Annotated in this window: 19 protein-coding genes; all 19 read left to right on the plus strand. The window is 38.2% G+C overall.

All coding sequences use genetic code 11. The annotated features are described in order from the left end of the window. Positions 1-24: 24 nt before the first annotated feature. The 19 genes from smc (at position 25) to topA (ending at position 20580) form a co-directional block, all read left to right on the plus strand. Positions 25-3594 (plus strand): chromosome segregation protein SMC, encoded by a 3570-nt coding sequence (smc, locus tag ACHABW_RS00470; RefSeq protein WP_435753592.1) that lies wholly within the window; start codon positions 25-27, stop codon positions 3592-3594. Positions 3595-3617: 23 nt separating this feature from the next. After that, entirely contained in the window at positions 3618-4625 is a 1008-nt protein-coding gene (gene ftsY, locus ACHABW_RS00475) for a signal recognition particle-docking protein FtsY (RefSeq protein ID WP_435753593.1), read from the plus strand. Between the two features lie 121 nt (positions 4626-4746). Beyond that, positions 4747-5076 (plus strand): putative DNA-binding protein, encoded by a 330-nt coding sequence (locus tag ACHABW_RS00480; RefSeq protein WP_110936391.1) that lies wholly within the window; start codon positions 4747-4749, stop codon positions 5074-5076. A 14-nt stretch (positions 5077-5090) separates the two neighbouring features. After that, positions 5091-6434: a signal recognition particle protein gene (ffh, locus tag ACHABW_RS00485; protein ID WP_110936390.1), complete on the plus strand. Its 1344-nt coding sequence runs from the start codon at positions 5091-5093 to the stop codon at positions 6432-6434. A gap of 134 nt (positions 6435-6568) precedes the next feature. Next, a complete protein-coding gene (gene rpsP / locus ACHABW_RS00490) occupies positions 6569-6841 on the plus strand; it encodes a 30S ribosomal protein S16 (protein WP_110936389.1) in 273 nt (90 codons plus the stop codon). A gap of 37 nt (positions 6842-6878) precedes the next feature. Further along, positions 6879-7106, plus strand: coding sequence for a KH domain-containing protein (locus tag ACHABW_RS00495; protein ID WP_435753594.1), 228 nt, complete (start codon positions 6879-6881; stop codon positions 7104-7106). A 229-nt stretch (positions 7107-7335) separates the two neighbouring features. Continuing rightward, on the plus strand, positions 7336-7749 hold the full coding sequence (locus tag ACHABW_RS00500) for a YlqD family protein (protein ID WP_110936387.1): 414 nt from the start codon (positions 7336-7338) through the stop codon (positions 7747-7749). Further along, positions 7742-8263: a ribosome maturation factor RimM gene (gene rimM, locus ACHABW_RS00505; RefSeq protein WP_435753595.1), complete on the plus strand. Its 522-nt coding sequence runs from the start codon at positions 7742-7744 to the stop codon at positions 8261-8263. Before ACHABW_RS00500 ends, rimM begins: the two co-directional genes overlap by 8 nt. Continuing rightward, positions 8263-9003 carry a tRNA (guanosine(37)-N1)-methyltransferase TrmD gene (gene trmD / locus ACHABW_RS00510; RefSeq protein WP_435753782.1) on the plus strand — a complete coding sequence of 247 codons (741 nt, stop codon included), beginning with the start codon at positions 8263-8265 and terminating at the stop codon, positions 9001-9003. Before rimM ends, trmD begins: the two co-directional genes overlap by 1 nt. Positions 9004-9217: 214 nt before the next feature. Continuing rightward, the gene (gene rplS, locus ACHABW_RS00515; protein WP_110936385.1) at positions 9218-9568 is read left to right on the plus strand and encodes a 50S ribosomal protein L19; all 351 of its coding nucleotides are present in this window, start codon (positions 9218-9220) and stop codon (positions 9566-9568) included. A 245-nt stretch (positions 9569-9813) separates the two neighbouring features. Next, on the plus strand, positions 9814-10359 hold the full coding sequence (gene lepB, locus ACHABW_RS00520) for a signal peptidase I (RefSeq protein ID WP_435753596.1): 546 nt from the start codon (positions 9814-9816) through the stop codon (positions 10357-10359). 15 nt (positions 10360-10374) lie between these two features. Then, positions 10375-11223: a ribosome biogenesis GTPase YlqF gene (ylqF, locus tag ACHABW_RS00525; protein ID WP_110936383.1), complete on the plus strand. Its 849-nt coding sequence runs from the start codon at positions 10375-10377 to the stop codon at positions 11221-11223. Between the two features lie 149 nt (positions 11224-11372). After that, positions 11373-12152, plus strand: coding sequence for a ribonuclease HII (locus tag ACHABW_RS00530; protein WP_435753597.1), 780 nt, complete (start codon positions 11373-11375; stop codon positions 12150-12152). Positions 12153-12168: 16 nt separating this feature from the next. Continuing rightward, the gene (locus ACHABW_RS00535) at positions 12169-13926 is read left to right on the plus strand and encodes a hypothetical protein (protein WP_435753598.1); all 1758 of its coding nucleotides are present in this window, start codon (positions 12169-12171) and stop codon (positions 13924-13926) included. Continuing rightward, positions 13923-14231, plus strand: a complete 309-nt coding sequence (locus ACHABW_RS00540) for an EscU/YscU/HrcU family type III secretion system export apparatus switch protein (protein WP_110936380.1) — start codon at positions 13923-13925, stop codon at positions 14229-14231. The genes ACHABW_RS00535 and ACHABW_RS00540 overlap by 4 nt, the downstream gene beginning before the upstream one ends. A gap of 860 nt (positions 14232-15091) precedes the next feature. Beyond that, positions 15092-16255: an ADP-forming succinate--CoA ligase subunit beta gene (gene sucC / locus ACHABW_RS00545; RefSeq protein ID WP_110936379.1), complete on the plus strand. Its 1164-nt coding sequence runs from the start codon at positions 15092-15094 to the stop codon at positions 16253-16255. A gap of 17 nt (positions 16256-16272) precedes the next feature. Further along, positions 16273-17178, plus strand: a complete 906-nt coding sequence (sucD, locus tag ACHABW_RS00550; protein WP_110936378.1) for a succinate--CoA ligase subunit alpha — start codon at positions 16273-16275, stop codon at positions 17176-17178. Positions 17179-17275: 97 nt separating this feature from the next. Next, positions 17276-18160, plus strand: coding sequence for a DNA-processing protein DprA (gene dprA / locus ACHABW_RS00555; protein WP_435753599.1), 885 nt, complete (start codon positions 17276-17278; stop codon positions 18158-18160). A gap of 344 nt (positions 18161-18504) precedes the next feature. Then, positions 18505-20580 carry a type I DNA topoisomerase gene (gene topA / locus ACHABW_RS00560; RefSeq protein WP_435753600.1) on the plus strand — a complete coding sequence of 692 codons (2076 nt, stop codon included), beginning with the start codon at positions 18505-18507 and terminating at the stop codon, positions 20578-20580. Positions 20581-20888 lie beyond the last annotated feature (308 nt).

The raw sequence follows: 20888 nt of genomic DNA on the forward strand, positions 1-20888 counted from the left end.
AAAAAATAAAAGAGGTGAATAACATTGTTCCTTAAAAGATTAGAACTAGTGGGATTTAAATCCTTTGCGGAACGTCTATCTATAGACTTCGTAAAAGGTGTTACTGCAGTTGTGGGACCTAACGGAAGTGGAAAAAGTAATATTTCAGATGCTATACGTTGGGTTTTAGGGGAACAATCAGCAAAGAATCTACGTGGTGCAAAAATGGAAGATGTCATTTTTTCAGGCAGTGATAGCAGAGCGGCCTTAAACATGGCTGAAATAACGCTGGTTTTGGATAATGAGGATCAGCATCTTTCCATTGATTATAGTGAGGTTTCTATTACAAGAAGAGTATTTCGCTCTGGAGATAGTGAATATTTAATTAATAGACAATCATGCCGTCTCAAAGATATTGTTGATTTATTTATGGATTCCGGCCTTGGAAAAGAAGCCTTTTCCATTATTGGACAAGGTCGTGTTGAAGAAATCCTTAGTAGTAAACCTGAAGAACGCAGGATGATTTTTGAAGAAGCCGCTGGGGTTTTAAAATACAAAAACCGCAAACAAAAATCAGAGAAAAAATTATTTGATACACAAGACAATTTAAATCGAGTCAAAGATATTTTACATGAATTGGAAGCTCAAGTTGAGCCACTGAAAGAGCAAGCTTCGATTGCTAAAGAGTATTTAGAGAAGAAAGAGGAACTAAAGAACAATGAAGTTGGAGTTTTAGTTAAAGAAATTGAAATTCTCCATGAAGAATGGTCAGATGGGAAAAAAGAACTTGATGATTTAAGAGATCGAGAGGGTACACTGCAAGTGGCTGTTCAGAATCTGGAGGCGAAATTAGAACGCTACCGCTCTAACATGCAGACACTGGACGATTCGATTGAGGATCTTCAAAGCATCTTACTAACTGCGAGTGAAGATCTCGAAAAACAAGAAGGGCAAAGAGAAGTTTGGAAGGAGCGAAGAAAAAATTTCGCTCAAAATAAAGATCAGTTTTCACTGGAAATCTCAAATTTAAAAGATAAAAAGCAGGAAATATCTCTACAATTAAAAAAACAAGAGCTACTTGTGCAGGAGCATAAAGAGAAAGTTACGATTACGAGTAAAGCTGTTAAAGAGCTTGAAAGCAAACTTGAGGAACTTGAAGAGGGTTCAGAAGAAAAACTGGAAAGCTTAAAAGCGGACTACATAGAGTGGCTTAACGAAAAGGCATCCTATAAAAATGAACAAAGTTTTTTAAAAGAGCAAAATGTGAAAAGCGAAGACAAGCGGTTACGTTTAGAAAGAGATAATGAAGGGTTGGTAGAACGACGGCAAAACATCCAACAGGAAATAGAAAAGGCTACATCTTCATGGACAGAAGCTAAAGAAAATGTTGATAAGCTTTTAATGGATTATCAGAATGTGAAACGCGAGGAAGAAAGTAAAGATGGAGAATATGAGAAAAAAGAAAAGTTTCTCTATGATGCACTAAGACATTTGCAGCAATTAACCTCTCGTAAAGAAGTTATTGAAGAAATGCAAAATGACTATGCAGGTTTTTTCCATGGTGTAAAAGAAATATTGAAGGAACGTGATCGAACTTTCCCTGGTATCCATGGAGCGGTAGCTGAAATTATTGAAGTGGAGACCAGTCGCCAGACTGCAATTGAAATTGCTTTAGGGGCATCACAACAACATATTGTTGTAGCCGATGAGAATACCGGAAGAAAAGCAATCCAATTTCTAAAAGAGAGAAAGTTAGGAAGGGCGACTTTTTTACCAATAGATGTAGTAAAGCCTAGATCTGTTCCTTCGCATGACCATAATCGAATAAAATCGCTCCAAGGCTTTATAGGAATTGGCAGTGAATTAGTCAATTTTGATGTAAAATTCACATCTGTTATTCAGCATATTCTAGGAAATGTAGTGATTGCTAAGGACATGAAAGGAGCGCAAGAAATTGCGAGAACATTAAACTACCGTTTTCGAATTGTGACGTTAGATGGAGATGTTGTGAATCCTGGCGGGGGTATGACAGGCGGTAGTGTCAAGCAAAATCAAAGTCAAATATTAGGTCGGCAGCAAGAGCTTGAACGGGTACAAGAAAAAGTTCAGAAGTTAGATAGACAAACGGCAGAACTTCAAAAACAAGTGAGCCTTCTTAAAGAAGAAAGAATGAACATCCAGGACAAAAAAAGATCGCTGACTGAAGAAGGTGAACAGGCTCGTACAACGGAACAAGATAAGCGAGCCTTGTTAAAAGAGTTGGAGCTTTCTGAAGGTAATTTGAATGAACGATTGAAAGTTTATGATTTAGAATATAATGATTACAAGGATGAGATGACAGAGAAAACAAATCGAATTACAGATCTCTCTGAAATGATTGAAAAAGCAGAGCTTAAAATTGAAGTATTAAACGAGCAAATTGAAAAGATTGGTAAGCAGCAGAAGAAGGATCAATCAAATAAACAGGAGTTATCTTCCAAACTGACTGAGCAAAAAATTCAATTTGCTACAGAACAAGAGCAGCTTTCAAATTTCCAAGCAGAATTCAATCGTTTCTCGCAGGAGTTACAGGAAGTCTCACAATTAATTCTCACGAAAGATCAAGATTTTATGCAACTGGAGCAGGAACTGTCTAATCAAGCGGTGAATGCGTCTGATCTTGATCAAGTGATTGATCATCGGAAAGAAGAAAAAGACAAGACAATTGGATTGATCACAACAAGACGTAAAGATCGTCTCGCTCTTCAACAAAATCATGATGATAAAGAACGGGAATCGAAAGAGTTAAACAGGCAGCTTAAATTTGTTTCACAGACACTTCATGAAAAAGAAGTGAAAGTTAATCGCCTTGATGTGGAGCTGGATACTAGACTAACTAAACTGCAAGAAGAATATGAAGTAAGTTATGACGGTGCAAAAGAGAAATTTCCACTCCAAATACCTTTAGAGGAAGCGAAAACAAAAGTTAAGTTAATTAAGATGGCGATGGAAGAGTTAGGTTCAGTAAACGTAGGTGCGATTGAAGAGTATGATCGCGTCAAGGAAAGGTATGAATTTTTAGCAGAACAGAAAGCGGATTTAGAGGAAGCGAAGGCTACCCTACATCAGGTTATTTCGGAAATGGATGAAGAGATGACCCGTCTTTTCAAAGAAACCTTTGATCAGATACAATCACATTTCCAAGAAGTTTTCCGGGAGCTCTTTGGTGGTGGAAGGGCGTCGCTTGAATTAACAGACCCAGAAGACCTTCTTCATACGGGAGTAGAGATTGTTGCACAGCCACCCGGTAAAAAACTGCAAAATCTTGCTTTGTTATCAGGTGGAGAACGAGCATTAACTGCGATTGCTTTATTATTTTCTATCTTAAAGGTCCGTCCTGTCCCTTTCTGTGTTCTGGACGAAGTGGAAGCAGCCTTGGATGATGCCAACGTTGTCCGATTTGCACACTATTTAAAAGATTTTAGTGAACAGACACAGTTTATCGTTGTTACACACCGTAAGGGAACAATGGAGGAAGCAGATGTGCTATATGGTGTAACCATGCAGGAATCAGGAGTTTCCAATATGGTTTCTGTAAAATTAGAGGAAACAAAAGAATTAATGACTACGAAATAAGAGAACGTGAATGGAGGAAAAAAATGAGTTTTTTTAAAAAAATGAAAGAAAAGTTTACCGGGCAATCAGATGCTGTAACAGAGAAATTTAAAGAAGGTTTGTCCAAGACGAGAAATTCTTTCGTTGGAGCAATGAACGATCTGGTAAAAAATTATCGTACCGTCGATGAGGATTTCTTTGAAGAGTTAGAAGAAATCTTAATCTCTGCAGATGTCGGTGTTCATACTGTTATGGAGTTAATAGATGATTTAAAAGATGAAGCTAGAAAAAGAAACATTCATGATGCTAAAGATATTCAGCCTGTCATTTCTGAAAAACTTGCGGAGTTACTGCAAAAATCAGATCAAGAATCACATCTCCTCATCAAAGAAAATGAACTGACTGTCATATTATTTGTCGGAGTGAACGGGGTAGGGAAAACAACTAGTATTGGTAAGCTTGCTCATAAGTTTAAACAAGAAAACAAAAAGGTGCTTCTTGCTGCAGGAGATACTTTTAGAGCAGGTGCGATTGAGCAACTGGAAGTATGGGGCGAGCGTGTAGGTGTAGATGTGATAAAACAACAGGCAGGTTCAGATCCTGCAGCGGTAATGTTTGATGCGATTCAATCCGCTAAATCAAGAAAAGCAGATATTCTTTTGTGTGATACAGCAGGTCGGCTGCAAAATAAAGTTAACTTAATGAATGAACTTGAAAAGGTCAAGCGAGTATTAACGAAAGAAATACCGGATGCACCTCATGAGGTATTACTCGTATTAGATGCAACTACTGGTCAGAATGCAATGAGTCAGGCAAAAGTCTTTCAAAAAGCTACAGATGTTACAGGTATTGTACTCACAAAGTTAGATGGTACAGCAAAAGGCGGAATTGTCTTAGCAATTCGTCATGAATTGGATATACCTGTTAAATTAATTGGCTTAGGTGAAGGCTTAGATGATCTCTATGAGTTTGAAGCAGATCAGTTTGTTCACGGGTTATTTTCGGATGTGTTGGAACAAGTAGAAGAGGCAGCGGATAGTGGACCAAAATAGAGAAATGTCTCTAGAGCTGATAAAGTCTTGCATGAAACAAGGATTAAATTTGACATACTTTACAAGCTCTTGTATCATAATTACACGTAAAGGAAAATACCTTAACAAGGCGGTGTAAATCTTGATAGAAAAGACAATCCGCATGAATAATTTATATGACTTTTATCAATCGTTATTAACGATAAAGCAAAATCACTATATGGCAATGTATTATTTGGATGATTGGTCATTAGGTGAAATTGCAGAAAGCTACCATGTGAGCCGGCAAGCTGTGTATGATAATATTAAACGTACAGAAGCTCTGTTGGAAGAGTATGAAGATAAATTAAATCTTCACGCTCGATTTGAGCAACGGCAAACATATATTAGTCGGTTAAGAGAATCAATACAACAAAAGGAAAGTCCCGATCGTTTGATCCAGATCGTTGAATCTCTCGAGAAACTGGAATAGGGGGGCACATTTATATGGCATTTGAAGGATTGGCAGAGCGACTCCAAGGCTCGATAAAGAAAATGCGGGGTAAAGGTAAAGTTGCGGAGCAAGATGTAAAAGAAATGATGCGTGAAGTACGTCTGGCTCTTCTAGAGGCGGATGTTAACTTTAAAGTAGTGAAAAAATTCGTATCTGATGTTAAGGAACGCGCAGTGGGGCAGGATATTTTAGATAGCTTAACCCCAGGTCAACAAGTTATTAAAATTGTCAATGAAGAGCTAACGAAACTTATGGGTGGGGAGCAAAGCAAGATTGCTACTGCGCAGAAGCCCCCAACTGTCGTCATGATGGTTGGTCTTCAAGGCGCCGGTAAAACAACGACCACGGGTAAATTGGCCCTTCATTTACGGAAAAAGCATAATCGCAGTCCATTAATGGTGGCGGCTGATATTTATCGACCTGCTGCAATTAAGCAACTTGAAACATTAGGGAAGCAATTAGATATGCCTGTGTTTTCTTTAGGTGATCAAGTCAGCCCAGTGGAGATAGCCAAGCAAGCTATAGCGAAGGCTAAGGAAGAGCATCACGATTATGTCATTATTGATACCGCTGGTCGGTTGCACGTGGATGAAAATTTAATGGGTGAATTAGATGAAATCAAAGAAGTGGTTTCACCTGATGAAATTCTTCTTGTTGTTGATGCGATGACTGGACAGGATGCTGTGAACGTTGCCCAGAACTTTAATGAACGACTAGGCATTACTGGTGTGGTGCTCACGAAGCTTGATGGCGACACTAGAGGTGGTGCAGCCATTTCAGTTAAAGCAGTGACAAACACCCCCATTAAGTTTGCAGGGATGGGGGAGAAATCAGATGCACTTGAGCCTTTTCATCCTGAGAGAATGGCATCACGGATTCTCGGCATGGGTGATGTTCTCTCCTTAATAGAGAAAGCAGAATCGAGTGTTGATGAGGAACGTGCAAGAGAATTAGAGCGAAAAATGCGTACGAATGAATTAACATTTGATGATTTTCTTGAACAACTCGCCCAGGTTCGTAGTATGGGACCTTTAGACGAACTTCTTAATATGATGCCTGGTGCAGGTAAGATGAAAGGTTTAAAGAATATCCAAGTAGATGAGAAGCAGATTGTGCACATTGAGGCAATTGTCAAATCTATGACGAAGGCAGAGAGGGAAGAACCATCACTCTTAAACGGTAGTCGAAAAAGACGAATTGCTAAAGGAAGCGGGACTTCCGTACCGGAAGTTAACCGTTTAGTGAAACAATTTGATGAAATGAAAAAGATGATGAAGCAAATGTCGGGAATGCAAAAAGGAAAGAAAAAAGGCGGTATGAAGCTTCCTTTCATGTAATTTCTTGAAGATTAACCCGTGTATTTCAGGTGTAAAAAGATGCTGTAAAGTTTTTTTACTTTACTAGGGTTGATCCCTGGTAGGTTTTATGATAATATAATTAATTGTGTGAAAGATTTATGGAGGTGAAACACATGGCAGTTAAAATTCGTTTGAAACGAATGGGACAAAAAAAGGCGCCGTTCTATCGTGTGGTTGTAGCGGATTCTCGTTCTCCACGTGACGGTCGATTTATTGAAGAACTAGGAACGTATAACCCACTAAAAAATCCGATTGAATTTAACGTAGATCAAGAGAAATCGTTGAAATGGATGTTAGATGGAGCGAAGCCTTCCGATACAGTTCGTAACTTGTTTTCAAAGGTTGGTCTTATGGAACAACTTCACAACGCGAAGAACGCAAAATAGTCCTTCGTGTGGAAATAATCCAAGAAGGTGAGTGACCATGAAAGAACTCGTTGAATCTATTGCTAAGGCACTTGTTGATTATCCTGATGATGTCGTCGTAACAGAAGTGGAAAACGGTCGTTCACTCACACTGAAGCTGGAAGTACACGCGGACGACATGGGCAAAGTGATTGGAAAGCAAGGTCGAATTGCAAAATCGATTCGATCGGTTGTGAATGCAGCAGGAGCTAATCAAAACCAAAGAATTCAATTAGAGATTGGATAAAAGGGCGAGGAAAACCTCTCCCTTTTTTCTGTATGTATAAAGAAAGCGTAACCGCCTTGAACGAGGCTTAGCGCATTTGCAAGATTGACTAGGCGTTGAGTCGTCAAAGAAAGGGATTGTATTTGGAGCATGGCTCTCTTTTAACGTAAAAATTTTAGACATTCTTACATAATAATAAAGTATGGTAAAATAAAAGAGTTAATAAGTGAAAAGTATGGAGGGTTATAAGATGGAAATTATTAAAAAAGTAGTGGTTAAACAAATTTTGACAGATAGTAGCAGGACTAGGTTGAAGGAGCAATTTCTTGCAAGACAATATCAATTATCTAAAGAAATGAAGCAGTTAGAATTCGTCTTACATAAAAAAATGAAAGAAAATAAAAGTGCAAGTTACCAAACGTCTCTTAAAGAGAGTTTTAATAAAGAAGTTGCGAAACGACAGGGACAGCTTCGTCAATTAGAGCTAAAGCTCGGCCAACTGGATGAACTCGATCTTGGCTCTGAATTACGTGAAGGTACAATTCAGATGATCGAGCAAGTTGAGGAAGGTGACAACTGGGAAGAAATAATGAAAGGAACCGAAATCGTTATAAAAGATGGTGTTGTGCATCAACTGCGCCAGGGAGGCATGGAAGATGACTGAGTGGTTAAACGTTGGAAAGATCGTTAACACTCACGGCATTCAAGGAGAAGTTCGTGTTATTTCACGAACTGATTTTCCGGAGGAACGATACGCGAAAGGGAACAAACTTGTTATCTTTGACAAAAATAATAAAACAACTATTGTCAAAGTACAATCATGGCGGCAGCATAAACAATTTGATTTATTAACATTTGAAGGATACGGAAATGTTAATGACGTAGTGAAATTCAAAGATACTCTCTTGAAAATAGATGCTTCAGACTTAGACGACAAATTGAGTGAAGATGAATTCTATTATCGTGATATTGTCGGCTTACAGGTAGTTACTGATGACGGCGAAGACATTGGGAAAGTAGTAGAAATTCTTTCTCCTGGAGCGAACGATGTATGGGTTGTTCGTCCAAACAATAAAGGAAAGGATATTTTGATTCCTTATATTGATCAAGTTGTGAAAAAAGTTGATCTGGAAACAGAAGTAATTACGATTACGCCAATGGAAGGACTGTTAGATTGATGAAGGTCTCCATTCTTACTCTTTTTCCGGAAATGTTTCATGGTGTCTTCTCGAGCTCTATTTTAAAACAGGCTCAGGAGAAAGGGGTTATCCAATTTAATGTCGTAAACTTCAGGGATTACTCCACTGACCGTCATAAGAGAGTGGATGATTATCCTTACGGTGGAGGAGGAGGCATGGTATTAACGCCACAGCCTTTATTTGATGCTGTGGATGCTCTAAAAGCAGAGCAATCATCTACATCTAATGAAAAGCCTCCCAGGGTAATATTGTTATGCCCACAAGGAGAGAAATACACGCAAGAAAAAGCCGAAGAACTTGCAAAAGAAGATCATCTAATGTTAATTTGCGGTCATTACGAAGGTTATGATGAAAGAATACGTGAACACATTATTACTGATGAAATATCCATAGGTGATTATGTTCTTACCGGGGGAGAAATTGGAGCAATGGTTATCTCAGACAGCATCACCAGGCTCCAGTCTGGTGCGCTGGGTAATGAGCAGTCTGCAGTGACTGATTCACATAGTACAGGGCTTCTTGAATATCCTCATTATACTAGACCTGCTGAATTTCGGAACATGAAAGTCCCTGATATTCTCTTATCCGGGCATCATGAGCGGATAAATACGTGGAGAAGACAACAATCGTTAAAAAGAACGTTTGAAAGACGGCCCGATATGTTAGAGAAAATAGAATTATCAGATAAGGATGCTGATTTTATTAAATTTTTAAAATAAGTGACTCTTCGAATCAAGGCTGGCCGTTTTTCACTTTTTCAAGCAGTTCGATAAAAACAACAGAATTTACGAAGATAGCCAAAGTAAAAGATTTATACCTTGAGCCAAAGTAATATATATGATATTATAGTCTTTGTGGCTTTGGCCAGATCAAGATGTTCCGCTGTCATTTTAAAAGACATGAAGATCTGTAGGGAAGGAGGCGAACAGATAAATGGAACAAATCATTCGTAACATTACAAAAGACCAACTGAAAACAGACATTCCAGACTTCCGTCCTGGTGATACTCTTAAAGTACACGCGAAGGTTGTCGAGGGTACTCGTGAGCGTATTCAGGTATTCGAAGGTGTTGTCATTAAGCGTCGTGGAACTGGTATAAGCGAGACATTCACTGTTCGTAAGATATCTTACGGTGTAGGTGTTGAACGTACATTTCCAGTGCATTCCCCACGTATTGATAAGCTAGAAGTAGCTCGTCGTGGTAGAGTACGTCGTGCGAAATTGTATTACTTGCGTGATCTACGCGGTAAAGCAGCTCGTATCAAAGAACGCGCATACCGTTAAATTACGTTTGGGTATGAAAGAGAATTTTCTAAAAGGAGCTTGTGATCAAGCTCCTTTTTGTTTTGAAAATACATAAATAATACTAGATGTTCATGTACTAAATGAACTATCCATATATAACTATTTATGATAACCACAATCAACTAGTAATGTGGTAGAATAAATGGATGATAGATGCGGGTTCTTGTCACACGAGGTGATAGCCTGTTGTAATCAGCACATTTTATTAAAAGGATGGATGTTTCATGGCAAAGTCAGAATCATGGGAATGGATTAAAGCGGTAGCAGTAGCCTTAACTTTAGCGATCGTTATCCGATATTTCTTTTTTGCTCCAATTGTAGTTGACGGAGAATCAATGATGCCTACGCTAGAGAATAATGATCGCATGATTGTTAATAAAATTGGCTACAATATTTCTGAACCCGATCGATTTGATATTGTTGTTTTTCATGCACCACAAAATAAAGACTATATCAAACGTGTCATTGGACTTCCAGGGGACACAATAGAATATGAAAATGATGTTTTATATATAAATGGTGAGGAAGTGGAAGAACCTTATCTCGATGTTTATAAAGAAGTAGCTCCAAGTAAACCGTTAACAGGTGATTTCCAGTTAGAGGAAGTCACAGGGGAAGAAACAATCCCTGAAGGACATATTTTTGTTTTAGGGGATAATCGTCAACATAGTAAAGATAGCCGCCATATAGGCGTTGTAAACTCCGAGGATGTAGTAGGAAAGGCAAACTTTGTCTTCTGGCCGTTCCAGGAAGTTCGTATGGTGGATTAGGAGGTTTTACGCACGATGACAATACAATGGTACCCGGGGCATATGGCGAAGGCACGAAGGCAGGTCGTGGAAAAATTAAAGCTCATCGATGTAGTGATAGAAATCGTTGATGCTCGAATACCTGTATCTTCGAGGAATCCAATGGTCGATGAATTGACTTCTCATAAGCCTAGGCTCGTATTATTAAATAAAGCAGATCTCGCAGATCCTAGTATAACTAAAGAATGGGTTGCTTATTTCGAAAAAGAAAATTGGGCAACGCTTATAATTGATGCTCAGCGAGGCAAAGGAATAAAAGATGTTCCTTTAAAAGTGATGGAACAGGCAAAACCTCTTTTAGATAAGTTTAGATCAAAAGGTATTAATCCAAGAGCGATAAGAGCAATGATTCTAGGTATCCCTAATGTGGGGAAATCAACAGTCATTAACCGTCTGGCAAATAAAAGGATTACGAATATTGGTGATAAGCCAGGAGTTACGAAAAGGCAACAGTGGATTAAAGTAGGAAAAGAAATGGAACTACTTGATACACCAGGTATATTATGGCCGAAATTTGAGGATCAAGACGTTGGGTTTAGGTTAGCGATAACTGGTGCAATTAAGGAAGAAATTTTTGATTTTCAAGAAACGATGGTATTTCTACTTAGTTATCTAAAGGATGAATATCCGAATTTGCTTAAAGAAAGATATGATTTGACGGAGTTAACAGAGGATGTTGTTGATCTTTTTGACGCAATTGGGAAAAGAAGAGGGTGCCTCGTTCCCGGTGGACATGTTGACTACGACCGTGTTGCAGAAATTGTCTTTCGTGATTTCCGACAAGGAAAACTAGGAAATATTAGTTTAGAAAGACCTAATAAATAAAGGGATGAGATGCGCAAATGCGTGTCTTTTCTTTTGTCCATCTAAAGGAAATTAAAATTCTTAAAACCGAACTAGAAAATGATTCATTTTTTAATAATGAATCAACTAAAACACGGATTAGCCGATAGATAGTAAGAGAGGGTTTTTGTATGACGAAAAAAACAATTATTGAAGTTAAAAATATCTTAGAAAACTTAGATACGGAAGAAGTAAGCATATTAAAAGAGTTGTCTGAGGACGACAGAAAAGGCGTACAAAAGCTGATAACTTCATGGAAGAAAAAGCAAAATGAAAAAGAACAGTTGCGTACCCAATTCTATGACATGATGTATTATGAAAAACAGGCTTATAAGCAAGGAAGCAATTTCATTGCAGGAATTGATGAGGTAGGAAGAGGACCACTTGCCGGACCGGTAGTGGCCGCATGTGTTATTTTACCAAAAGATTTTTATTTGCCGGGTTTAACAGACTCTAAAAAGTTATCGAAGGCGAAACGAGAGGAATTTTACGAAGAAATTCTTCGTTATGCTATAGCCGTTGAGGTTGGCGAAGCATCTTCTAAAGAAATTGATAGATTCAATATTTACCAGTCTTCAAAGCATGCCATGATGAGAGCTTTGGAAAAACTTTCTCAAAAGCCTGACTATTTGTTAGTGGATGCGATGAAGCTGCCGACCTCTATTCCCCAGTTAGACTTGATTAAAGGGGATTCCCGGTCAATATCAATAGCGGCTAGCTCCGTTGTCGCTAAGGTTACAAGAGACCGTTATATGGAAGATCTACATAAAAAGTATCCAAACTATGATTTTAATCGTCACATGGGATACGGAACCAAGGTACATTTAGAAGCGCTTGAAACCTATGGAGTAATGGATGAACACCGCACGAGCTTTGCACCTATTAAACAAGTAATTGATTCAGGAAGTTAACGGGGGAGAGGTAAACATGTTCGAAACTAAAATTCTCCAAAATCTTGTAAAAGGATTAGATCCTATTCACTCTAAAACGATACAGTTGAGACCTGGACAAGTTTTCCAAGGAACGATTACTCAACTTTATCCGGGGCAGCTAGCTCAGCTTCAGTTAGGGTCAATGACTCTCTCTGCGCAGTTGGAAGCACAGCTGGAAAAAGGATCCAGATATTGGTTTCGAGTCATGGGAGGAGAAGGTATTCCTCGGTTACAAGTATTGGAGAATGTCCCCCCTTCCTCGGGAAGTAACCAAAGTCCATCGAATGCGCAAGCAGTACTGCAACAGCTCGGGGTGCCTCATGGGGCTGCATACGAACGAGTCCTGCAGCAACTGCAACAGCTTAATCTCCCCTTTACCCGATCGAACATATTAGAAGGTGGACAGCTTTTACAAAAGAGTTCTCTTAATCAGCAACAATCATTAGAAGTAGTTATAAATATGATTCAACGAGGCTTTCCTTTGACAACTACAACTTTCCAATCGTTAGCGTCTATGCAATCGACTCAGTCCATGGGAGAGACAATGTCAAGCCTTTACACGCAACTTCAATCAACACCACAAGGAACTGCAGTAAATCAGCAATTACAGCAAATGCTTTCTACGATATTAAATCAAGCAGACCCCTCTCGCACAACGGGAGCATTTCATACTCTTTTACAGCAGCTTGGAGGCAACGGATCAACAGCACACCAAGCAGCTACAGTCGCAAATCAAATCGGAGTTATTCCGGAAAATCAACGATTGCCAGAGTTCTTCCCGCAGTTTAAAGCAACTATTTTAAAGCCTGAAAATCAAGAGTTATTACGTCAAATTGCACCACAGCTATTTCAAGGTAATCAAAGCCAGACGGCAATGCAGGCAATGGAACCAAAGGCATTGTTTCAAGCTTACATGAATAATGTCCGAATGGATCAGCCTCAAGGAATGCAAATGATGTTGCAACTTTTGAACCCGGGCGGTAATTCTGCAAATATGACTAATCAGTTCCAACAATGGCTTCTTCAACAACCTAGTGACCAAAATCGAGAAGTTTGGTCAAACGTACAAAATGCATCGAAAGAATCATTTTTTTTAACGAATGGAAACGGTACAAGGGATGAATCTCCTCTACGCATGTTATTGCAACAATTCGGGTTACAACACGAAGGTGATTTACGGTCTATGACAAACCAGGAAGCACAGCAAAAAGTACAATCGTTAAAGTCTTTACTGATGCAGTTTCTGCAACAGACTTCCACTCAAACTCAAGGGGCGAGAGAGCAGGCGGAATTTTTACTGCAAAGAGTCACTGGGCAACAATTAATGTCCTCTGAGCAACATGGTCCTATTCAGCATACTCTTTTTCAAGCGCCCGTAAAAATTACGGACAAGTATCAAGATCTTACGATTCAATGGGAAGGTCAAACAAAAAATGGGCTCATTGACGAATCCCATTGTCGAATCTTATTTTACTTGAATTTAGAAGCACTGAATGAAACTGTTGTCGATGTTCAGATTCAAAATCGAATCATGACATTAACTATATTTAATGAAACAGAAAAACCAAAATCTGTGGCTGAACGCTGGTTTCCGATTCTTAAAGAAAAACTATCCAATATGGATTATCAATTATCGAGTATCCAATGGAAACAACCTTTAAAATCAGAAACAAGTAATCAAGTCTTTTCTCAACCGGGAAATATCTATCGAAAGGACGAATATGGATATAGAGGGGTTGACGTAAGAATATGAGTGAAAAGGCTTCAAACCAAAGAGATAAGAAAATAGATTACAGTAAAAGAGCAATAGCTCTTGGCTATGATGTTTTGAAAGACTCTGCTCCAAGTTTAAAGGCAAAAGGAAAAGGTTATGTAGCCGAGGAAATTATTGACCGGGCAAAACAACATAACATTCCGATTCAAGAAGACGCCTCGTTAGTTGAAATATTATCTCAGTTAGATATTAATGAACGAATTCCAGAAAATTTATATGATGTAGTTGCAGAAGTATTTGCTTTTGTATATCGGCTAGATAAAGAGGAATTAAAAAAGAAATAGAGCATGAATTCGAAAGGTCACTGAAAAAGTAAATGTTACTTTTTCAGTGACCTTTTGTATATAGTTGACTGTTATGGATGAACGAATATTAAATTGAGATGGAGGGCGGATGCGATCATTTGAGAGGAGCGTATTCAAATCAAGGGAAGACGCGATCGATTGAGAGAGAAACGTGATCAATTGAGAGAAGAACGTGATCAATTCAGGAGGGGATGCATTCATTTGAGGGGAACGCGTTCAATTCGAGGAAAGATGCGATCAATTGAGAGAAAAACGTAATCAATTCAGGAGGGAACGCATTCATTTGAGGGGACGCGTTCAATTCGAGGAAAGATGCGATCAATTGAAGGAAAGATGTGATCAATTGAGAGAAAAACGCAATCAATTCAGTAGGGAACGCATTCATTTGAGGGGACGCGTTCAATTCGGGGAAAGATGCGTTCAATTGAAGGAAAGATGCGATCAATTGAGAGAAAAACGCAATCAATTCAGGAGGGAACGCATTCATTTGAGAGGAACACGATCAAACCAAGGAGAAAAGCGATCAATTCCAATGTAAATCTATTCATTTGGCATGAAAACACGAATTTGAACAAACTAAAAATTCCACTTTCCCTATTCAAAAATGAAAATGTAGATTTATTAAAATTTTTAAGCTTTTTATTCACATAATTGTCGGAAAGTATAGTAAAATGGTTATTGTGTGAAAAGATAACAAAGCTTCACTTTGTCTTTTCTTGGTTCCTTCAATTAGATAATTGTTTCTAATAAAGGATTTGTTGGATTTGTCAACAACACAGCAATGTTATTATAATGGTTGTGTAGATTCATCATTATTTGAATCAGTAAGGAGGATGGAAATGAATATCCATGAGTATCAAGGAAAAGAACTGTTAAGAAATTATGGCGTTGCAGTACCTAATGGACAAGTTGCATACTCTGTTGAAGAGGCTGTAGAAGCAGCAAAATCTTTAGGGGGCGCTGTAAACGTTGTTAAGGCCCAAATCCATGCAGGTGGACGAGGAAAAGCCGGCGGTGTCAAAGTTGCGAAGAACTTAGATGAAGTTCGTACATATGCTGACGAGATTCTAGGTAAAACGCTTGTCACACATCAAACGGGCCCTGAAGGTAAATTAGTAAAGCGCTTGCTAATTGAAGAAGGATGCGATATCCAAAATGAATATTACGTTGGATTAGTTGTTGACCGTGCTACTTCACGAATTGTCATGATGGCATCAGAAGAGGGCGGAACAGAAATTGAAGAGGTAGCAGAAGCTACACCGGAAAAGATTTTCAAAGAGGTCGTTGATCCTGTAACTGGACTGATGCCTTACCAAGCAAGACGACTAGCTTTTAATATTAACATTCCAAAAGAGCTTGTTCGTGAAGCTGTGAAATTTATGATGGGTCTCTACAAGGTATTTTCAGAAAAAGATTGCTCAATTGCTGAAATTAACCCACTAGTGACAACTGGAGACGGAAAAGTTATGGCATTAGATGCGAAATTTAATTTCGATTCCAATGCACTATACCGTCAAAAAGACATCATTGAGTATCGTGATTTAGATGAAGAGGACGAGAAGGAAATTGAAGCTTCAAAATTTGATCTCAGTTATATTTCTTTAGATGGAAATATCGGTTGTATGGTTAATGGAGCTGGATTAGCTATGTCTACAATGGACATTATCAAGCACTATTCTGGTGACCCTGCTAACTTCTTAGATGTTGGGGGCGGTGCAACAAAAGAAAAGGTTACAGAAGCCTTTAAAATTATCTTGTCGGATAAAAATGTAAAAGGTATTTATGTAAACATTTTTGGCGGCATCATGAAGTGTGACATCATTGCTGATGGTGTTGTAGCTGCTACAAAGCAAGTTGGTTTAGAAATTCCATTAGTGGTTCGTCTTGAAGGAACCAATGTGGAGCTTGGGAAAAAGATTCTTAAAGAATCTGGATTAAATATTACTGCGGCAGACTCTATGGCTGATGGTGCAGAAAAAATAGTTTCATTAGTTAAAGCGTAAGGAAGGCGGGGATATATATGAGCATCTTGATCAATAAAGATACTAAAGTCATTGTTCAAGGAATTACCGGTGCTACTGGTCTTTTTCACACTAAACAAGCTGTGGAATATGGTACACAAGTTGTCGGAGGCGTGACACCAGGAAAAGGTGGAACAGAAGTAGAAGGCATTCCAGTATTTGATACAGTAAGTGAAGCTGTTGCAAAAACTGGTGCAAATGCTTCCGTAATTTACGTTCCACCAGCATTTGCGGCTGACGCAATTATGGAAGCGACAGATGCAGGTGTAGATGTTGTCATTACGATTACTGAAGGTATTCCTGTTATTGATATGATAAAAGTAAAACGTTATCTTGAAGGCAAAAAAACACGCTTAATCGGTCCGAATTGTCCTGGCGTGATTACTCCTGATGAATGTAAAATTGGTATTATGCCAGGATACATTCATAAAAAAGGACATGTGGGGGTTGTTTCCCGTTCAGGTACCTTAACTTACGAAGCTGTTCACCAGCTTTCTACTGAAGGTATTGGTCAATCAACTGCAGTAGGAATTGGGGGAGACCCGGTCAATGGTACAGACTTCATTGATGTATTAAATTTATTTAATGAAGATCCAGATACGGAAGCCGTGATCATGATTGGTGAGATTGGCGGGTCAGCAGAGGAAGAAGCTGCTGAGTGGATTAAAGCTAATATGACAAAACCAGTTGTAGGCTTTATTGGTGGTCAAACAGCACCTCCAGGTAAGCGAATGGGTCATGCTGGTGCAATTATCTCAGGCGGTAAAGGTACTGCTGATGAGAAAATGAAAGCATTAACTGCTGCAGGTGTTAAAGTAGCGGAAACACCTGCTGTAATGGGTGAGACGCTTATTGCGGCATTGAAAGAAGCTAATTTATATGAAAAATGTTTAACTCACAAATAAGATAGTAAGAAAAAGGTTGTGCCAAACGTAACAAAACGACGTTTGGCACAACCTTTATAAAAATTCTCCGAAACTTCATTAGAGAAAGGATTCTCCCATGAATCTCCCCACTACTTTGGATGAGCGTTTGCTTCATCTCCATTATTCTTCGTCAGGAAGCTTTAAATTCCTCCAAACTTGTATGCAAGTTGATCCAACATTGGAATGGATTTATCATACGGATAAACAATATTTCCTTAAATTTTTTCCTAAATCATCAAAAAGAGCGTCAGAGATTTTTGATACATTAAAAAAAATAGATATTTCTTTTTTAAAGTACGAGCTTGCAAAAAAGAACATTGGTTATATTTCTATTAATCACCCGTGTTATCCCTCATTATTATCCACTATTTACGACCCCCCTTGGCTCCTTTATTATCGTGGGAATCTTCATTTGTTAAGTTATCCCAACAAATTAAGTGTTGTAGGTACGAGACATCCATCAGACTATGCCAAAGATTCGTTAAACACGATACTGGTAGACGTTGTACGGACAGGACTGCCAATTGTGAGTGGCATGGCAATAGGAATTGATTCTTTGGCTCATGAGCTATGTTTAAAAGCTAATGGTAATACTATAGCAGTACTAGGTTACGGTTTGGACTATACGTATCCTAAGAATCTTTCTATATTCAAGGAGAACTTAGAAAAGAATCAATTGGTTATAACGGAATATCCACCTTATGTTCCACCTAATCGATGGCAATTTCCTGAAAGAAACCGCATCATCAGTGGTTTATCCCAAGCTACCTTTGTAATTGAAGCTAAAGAAAAAAGTGGTTCATTAATCACAAGTGATTCTGCACTATCTCAAAACAGGGATGTCTTTGCATTGCCAGGAAGAATAATAGACATGCATTCCAAAGGTACTAATAGACTTATCCAAGAAGGAGCCAAAATGATTCTACATGCAAGTGATATCCTCGATGAATATTCGTTATAACTTCTATAAAACCTCCCTTTTATATGTAATACTGAGTTTTGTTAAACTCGTTTCCCTACACCTAATTAGCGGTCAAAGGCTTGCGTTTTCATAAACAAACCCGAATATTATACCAGCTGTTTTTAGAGCTTTATTAGATATTTTATACATTTTGCTTATTCCTATGTTATTCTGTAGAAAGCTAATAAATTCAAATAAATTAAAAAATGACATGAATAACACGATTTTTTTGACTATTCATGCTGTTTTATTATAACTTTATTCTTTTGGAATTTGACAAATGATAAAAGAGTGTTTAATAATGGGGAAGATTTAATATACCTCTAAAGGGGAGGAACTAATGTATGGCCGATTACCTAGTAATCGTGGAATCTCCCGCAAAAGCTAAAACTATAGGGAAGTATTTAGGGAAGAAATATTCTGTGAAAGCATCTATGGGACATGTAATCGACTTACCAAAAAGTCAAATGGGCGTTGATGTGGAAGAAAATTATACACCTAAATATATTACTATTCGCGGGAAAGGCCCGATATTAAAAGAATTAAAACAAGCAGCTAAAAAAGCTAAACGCATTTATCTAGCAGCTGACCCTGATAGAGAAGGGGAAGCAATCGCGTGGCATTTAGCAGAGAGCTTAAATATTGATAAAACTTCTGAATGCCGAGTGGTGTTCAATGAAATTACGAAGCAAGCGATCAAGGATTCATTTAAACATCCGAGAACGATCAATACGAACTTAGTTGATGCGCAACAGGCCCGTCGAGTTTTAGACAGGTTAGTAGGTTATAATATTAGTCCTTTACTTTGGAAGAAAGTGAAAAAAGGATTAAGTGCGGGAAGAGTTCAATCTGTTGCAGTAAAGATGATTATTGATCGCGAAAATGAAATAAAAGCTTTTAATCCAGAGGAATATTGGTCAATCACAGCTTCCATGAAAAAAGAAGGCCAGGAATTTGAAGCAAAATTCATGGCAGTTGATGGAAAGAAAACAGAGCTATCCTCTGAAGAAGAAGTTAAAGAAGTATTGACGCGAATCGAAGGAACGGAATTTCATATTGATCAAGTGAAAAAACGAGAACGTAAGAGAAATCCTGTCGTTCCTTTTACAACTTCTTCGCTTCAACAGGAAGCGGCGAGAAAATTAAATTACCGAGCGAAAAAGACGATGATGATTGCTCAACAACTTTATGAAGGAATCGATATCGGTAAATCAGGAACTATTGGTCTTATTACGTATATGAGAACAGATTCCACACGGCTATCTGAGACTGCCAAGCAAGAAGCTAAAGACTACATTGAAACAAATTATGGTGAAGAATATCATAATAAAGGAGAAACAAAAAAGACGCAGGCGAGTAAAAATAGTCAAGATGCGCACGAGGCTGTTAGACCTACTTCTGTCATGCTTGATCCAAAACAAATTAAATCTTATTTAAGTCGTGATCAGCACAAACTATATAAGCTAATTTGGGAACGTATGGTAGCCTCACAAATGTCACCTGCAGTGATGGATACGATGTCAGTTGATTTAACGAACAACGGTATAATGTTCCGTGCAACTGGATCTAAATTAAAGTTTGCAGGTTTTATGAAAGTATATATAGAAGGAAATGATGAAGGGAAAAAAGAAGAAGACCGTCTTCTGCCAGACATGACAGAAGGAGAAAAGGCAACTTCTGAAAGTATTGACCCTAATCAGCATTTTACTCAACCACCTCCAAGATATACAGAGGCAAGGTTAGTTCGAACTTTAGAAGAACTAGGAATAGGCAGACCATCGACTTTTGCACCAACACTAGATACAATCCAACGCAGAGGTTATGTTTCATTGGAGGATAAACGTTTTATTCCCACTGAACTTGGTGATATCGTATTAGAACTCATTAACGAATTCTTTCCTGAGATTCTAAACGTTGAATTTACTGCTGAGATGGAATCTAATTTAGATTCTATTGAAGAAGGAGAAAAAGATTGGGTAAACATCATCGATCAATTTTACCAAGGTTTTGAAAAACGTCTCAGGTACGCAGAAGAAGAGATGAAAGAAGTAGAAATAAAGGATGAACCAGCTGGTGAAGATTGCGAAAAATGCGAGAATGAAATGGTATTTAAAATGGGTAGATATGGGAAATTTATGGCTTGTTCAAACTTTCCAAATTGCAGAAATACAAAAGCGATAGTGAAAGATATTGGAGTGAAATGTCCTACATGTTCAGAAGGCAATATTGTTGAAAGACGAAGTAAAAAAAGACGTATTTTTTATGGATGTGACAGATATCCGGAATGTGATTTTATTTCTTGGGATAAACCAATTGCGAGACCATGTCCTAAGTGTGAAAGTATGTTAGTAGAGAAAAAATCTAAAAAAGGTGTTCATGTTCAGTGTTCACAATGTGATTATAAGGAAGAAAGTAATTAACTGCATAAGTGCTGTCAGGCTTGCTGAAGATTGGAGCCATACTATGCTGAGAAAAACGCTCATTGTGTATTCCAAAGGATGCAATGGGCGTAGCAATGAAAGAGTTCATTGCCACCGTATATCCATAAAAATTTTAGCAATCAATACTGTGGCCACTTTTCGAAGAGCAAACCAAATGTGAAAAGAAGAGAAAACGTATTCTGGGTGATCAACAGCAACAATTCAGAATTTTGCGAAAAAAGAGTGCAAATATTTGAAAGGGCTACTAATCTGTGGTAAGATTTAGTAGCTCTTAATGTTGAATAAAA

The organism is Salipaludibacillus sp. CF4.18, from assembly GCF_051262595.1.
GTDB classification, from domain to species: domain Bacteria; phylum Bacillota; class Bacilli; order Bacillales; family Salisediminibacteriaceae; genus Salipaludibacillus; species Salipaludibacillus neizhouensis.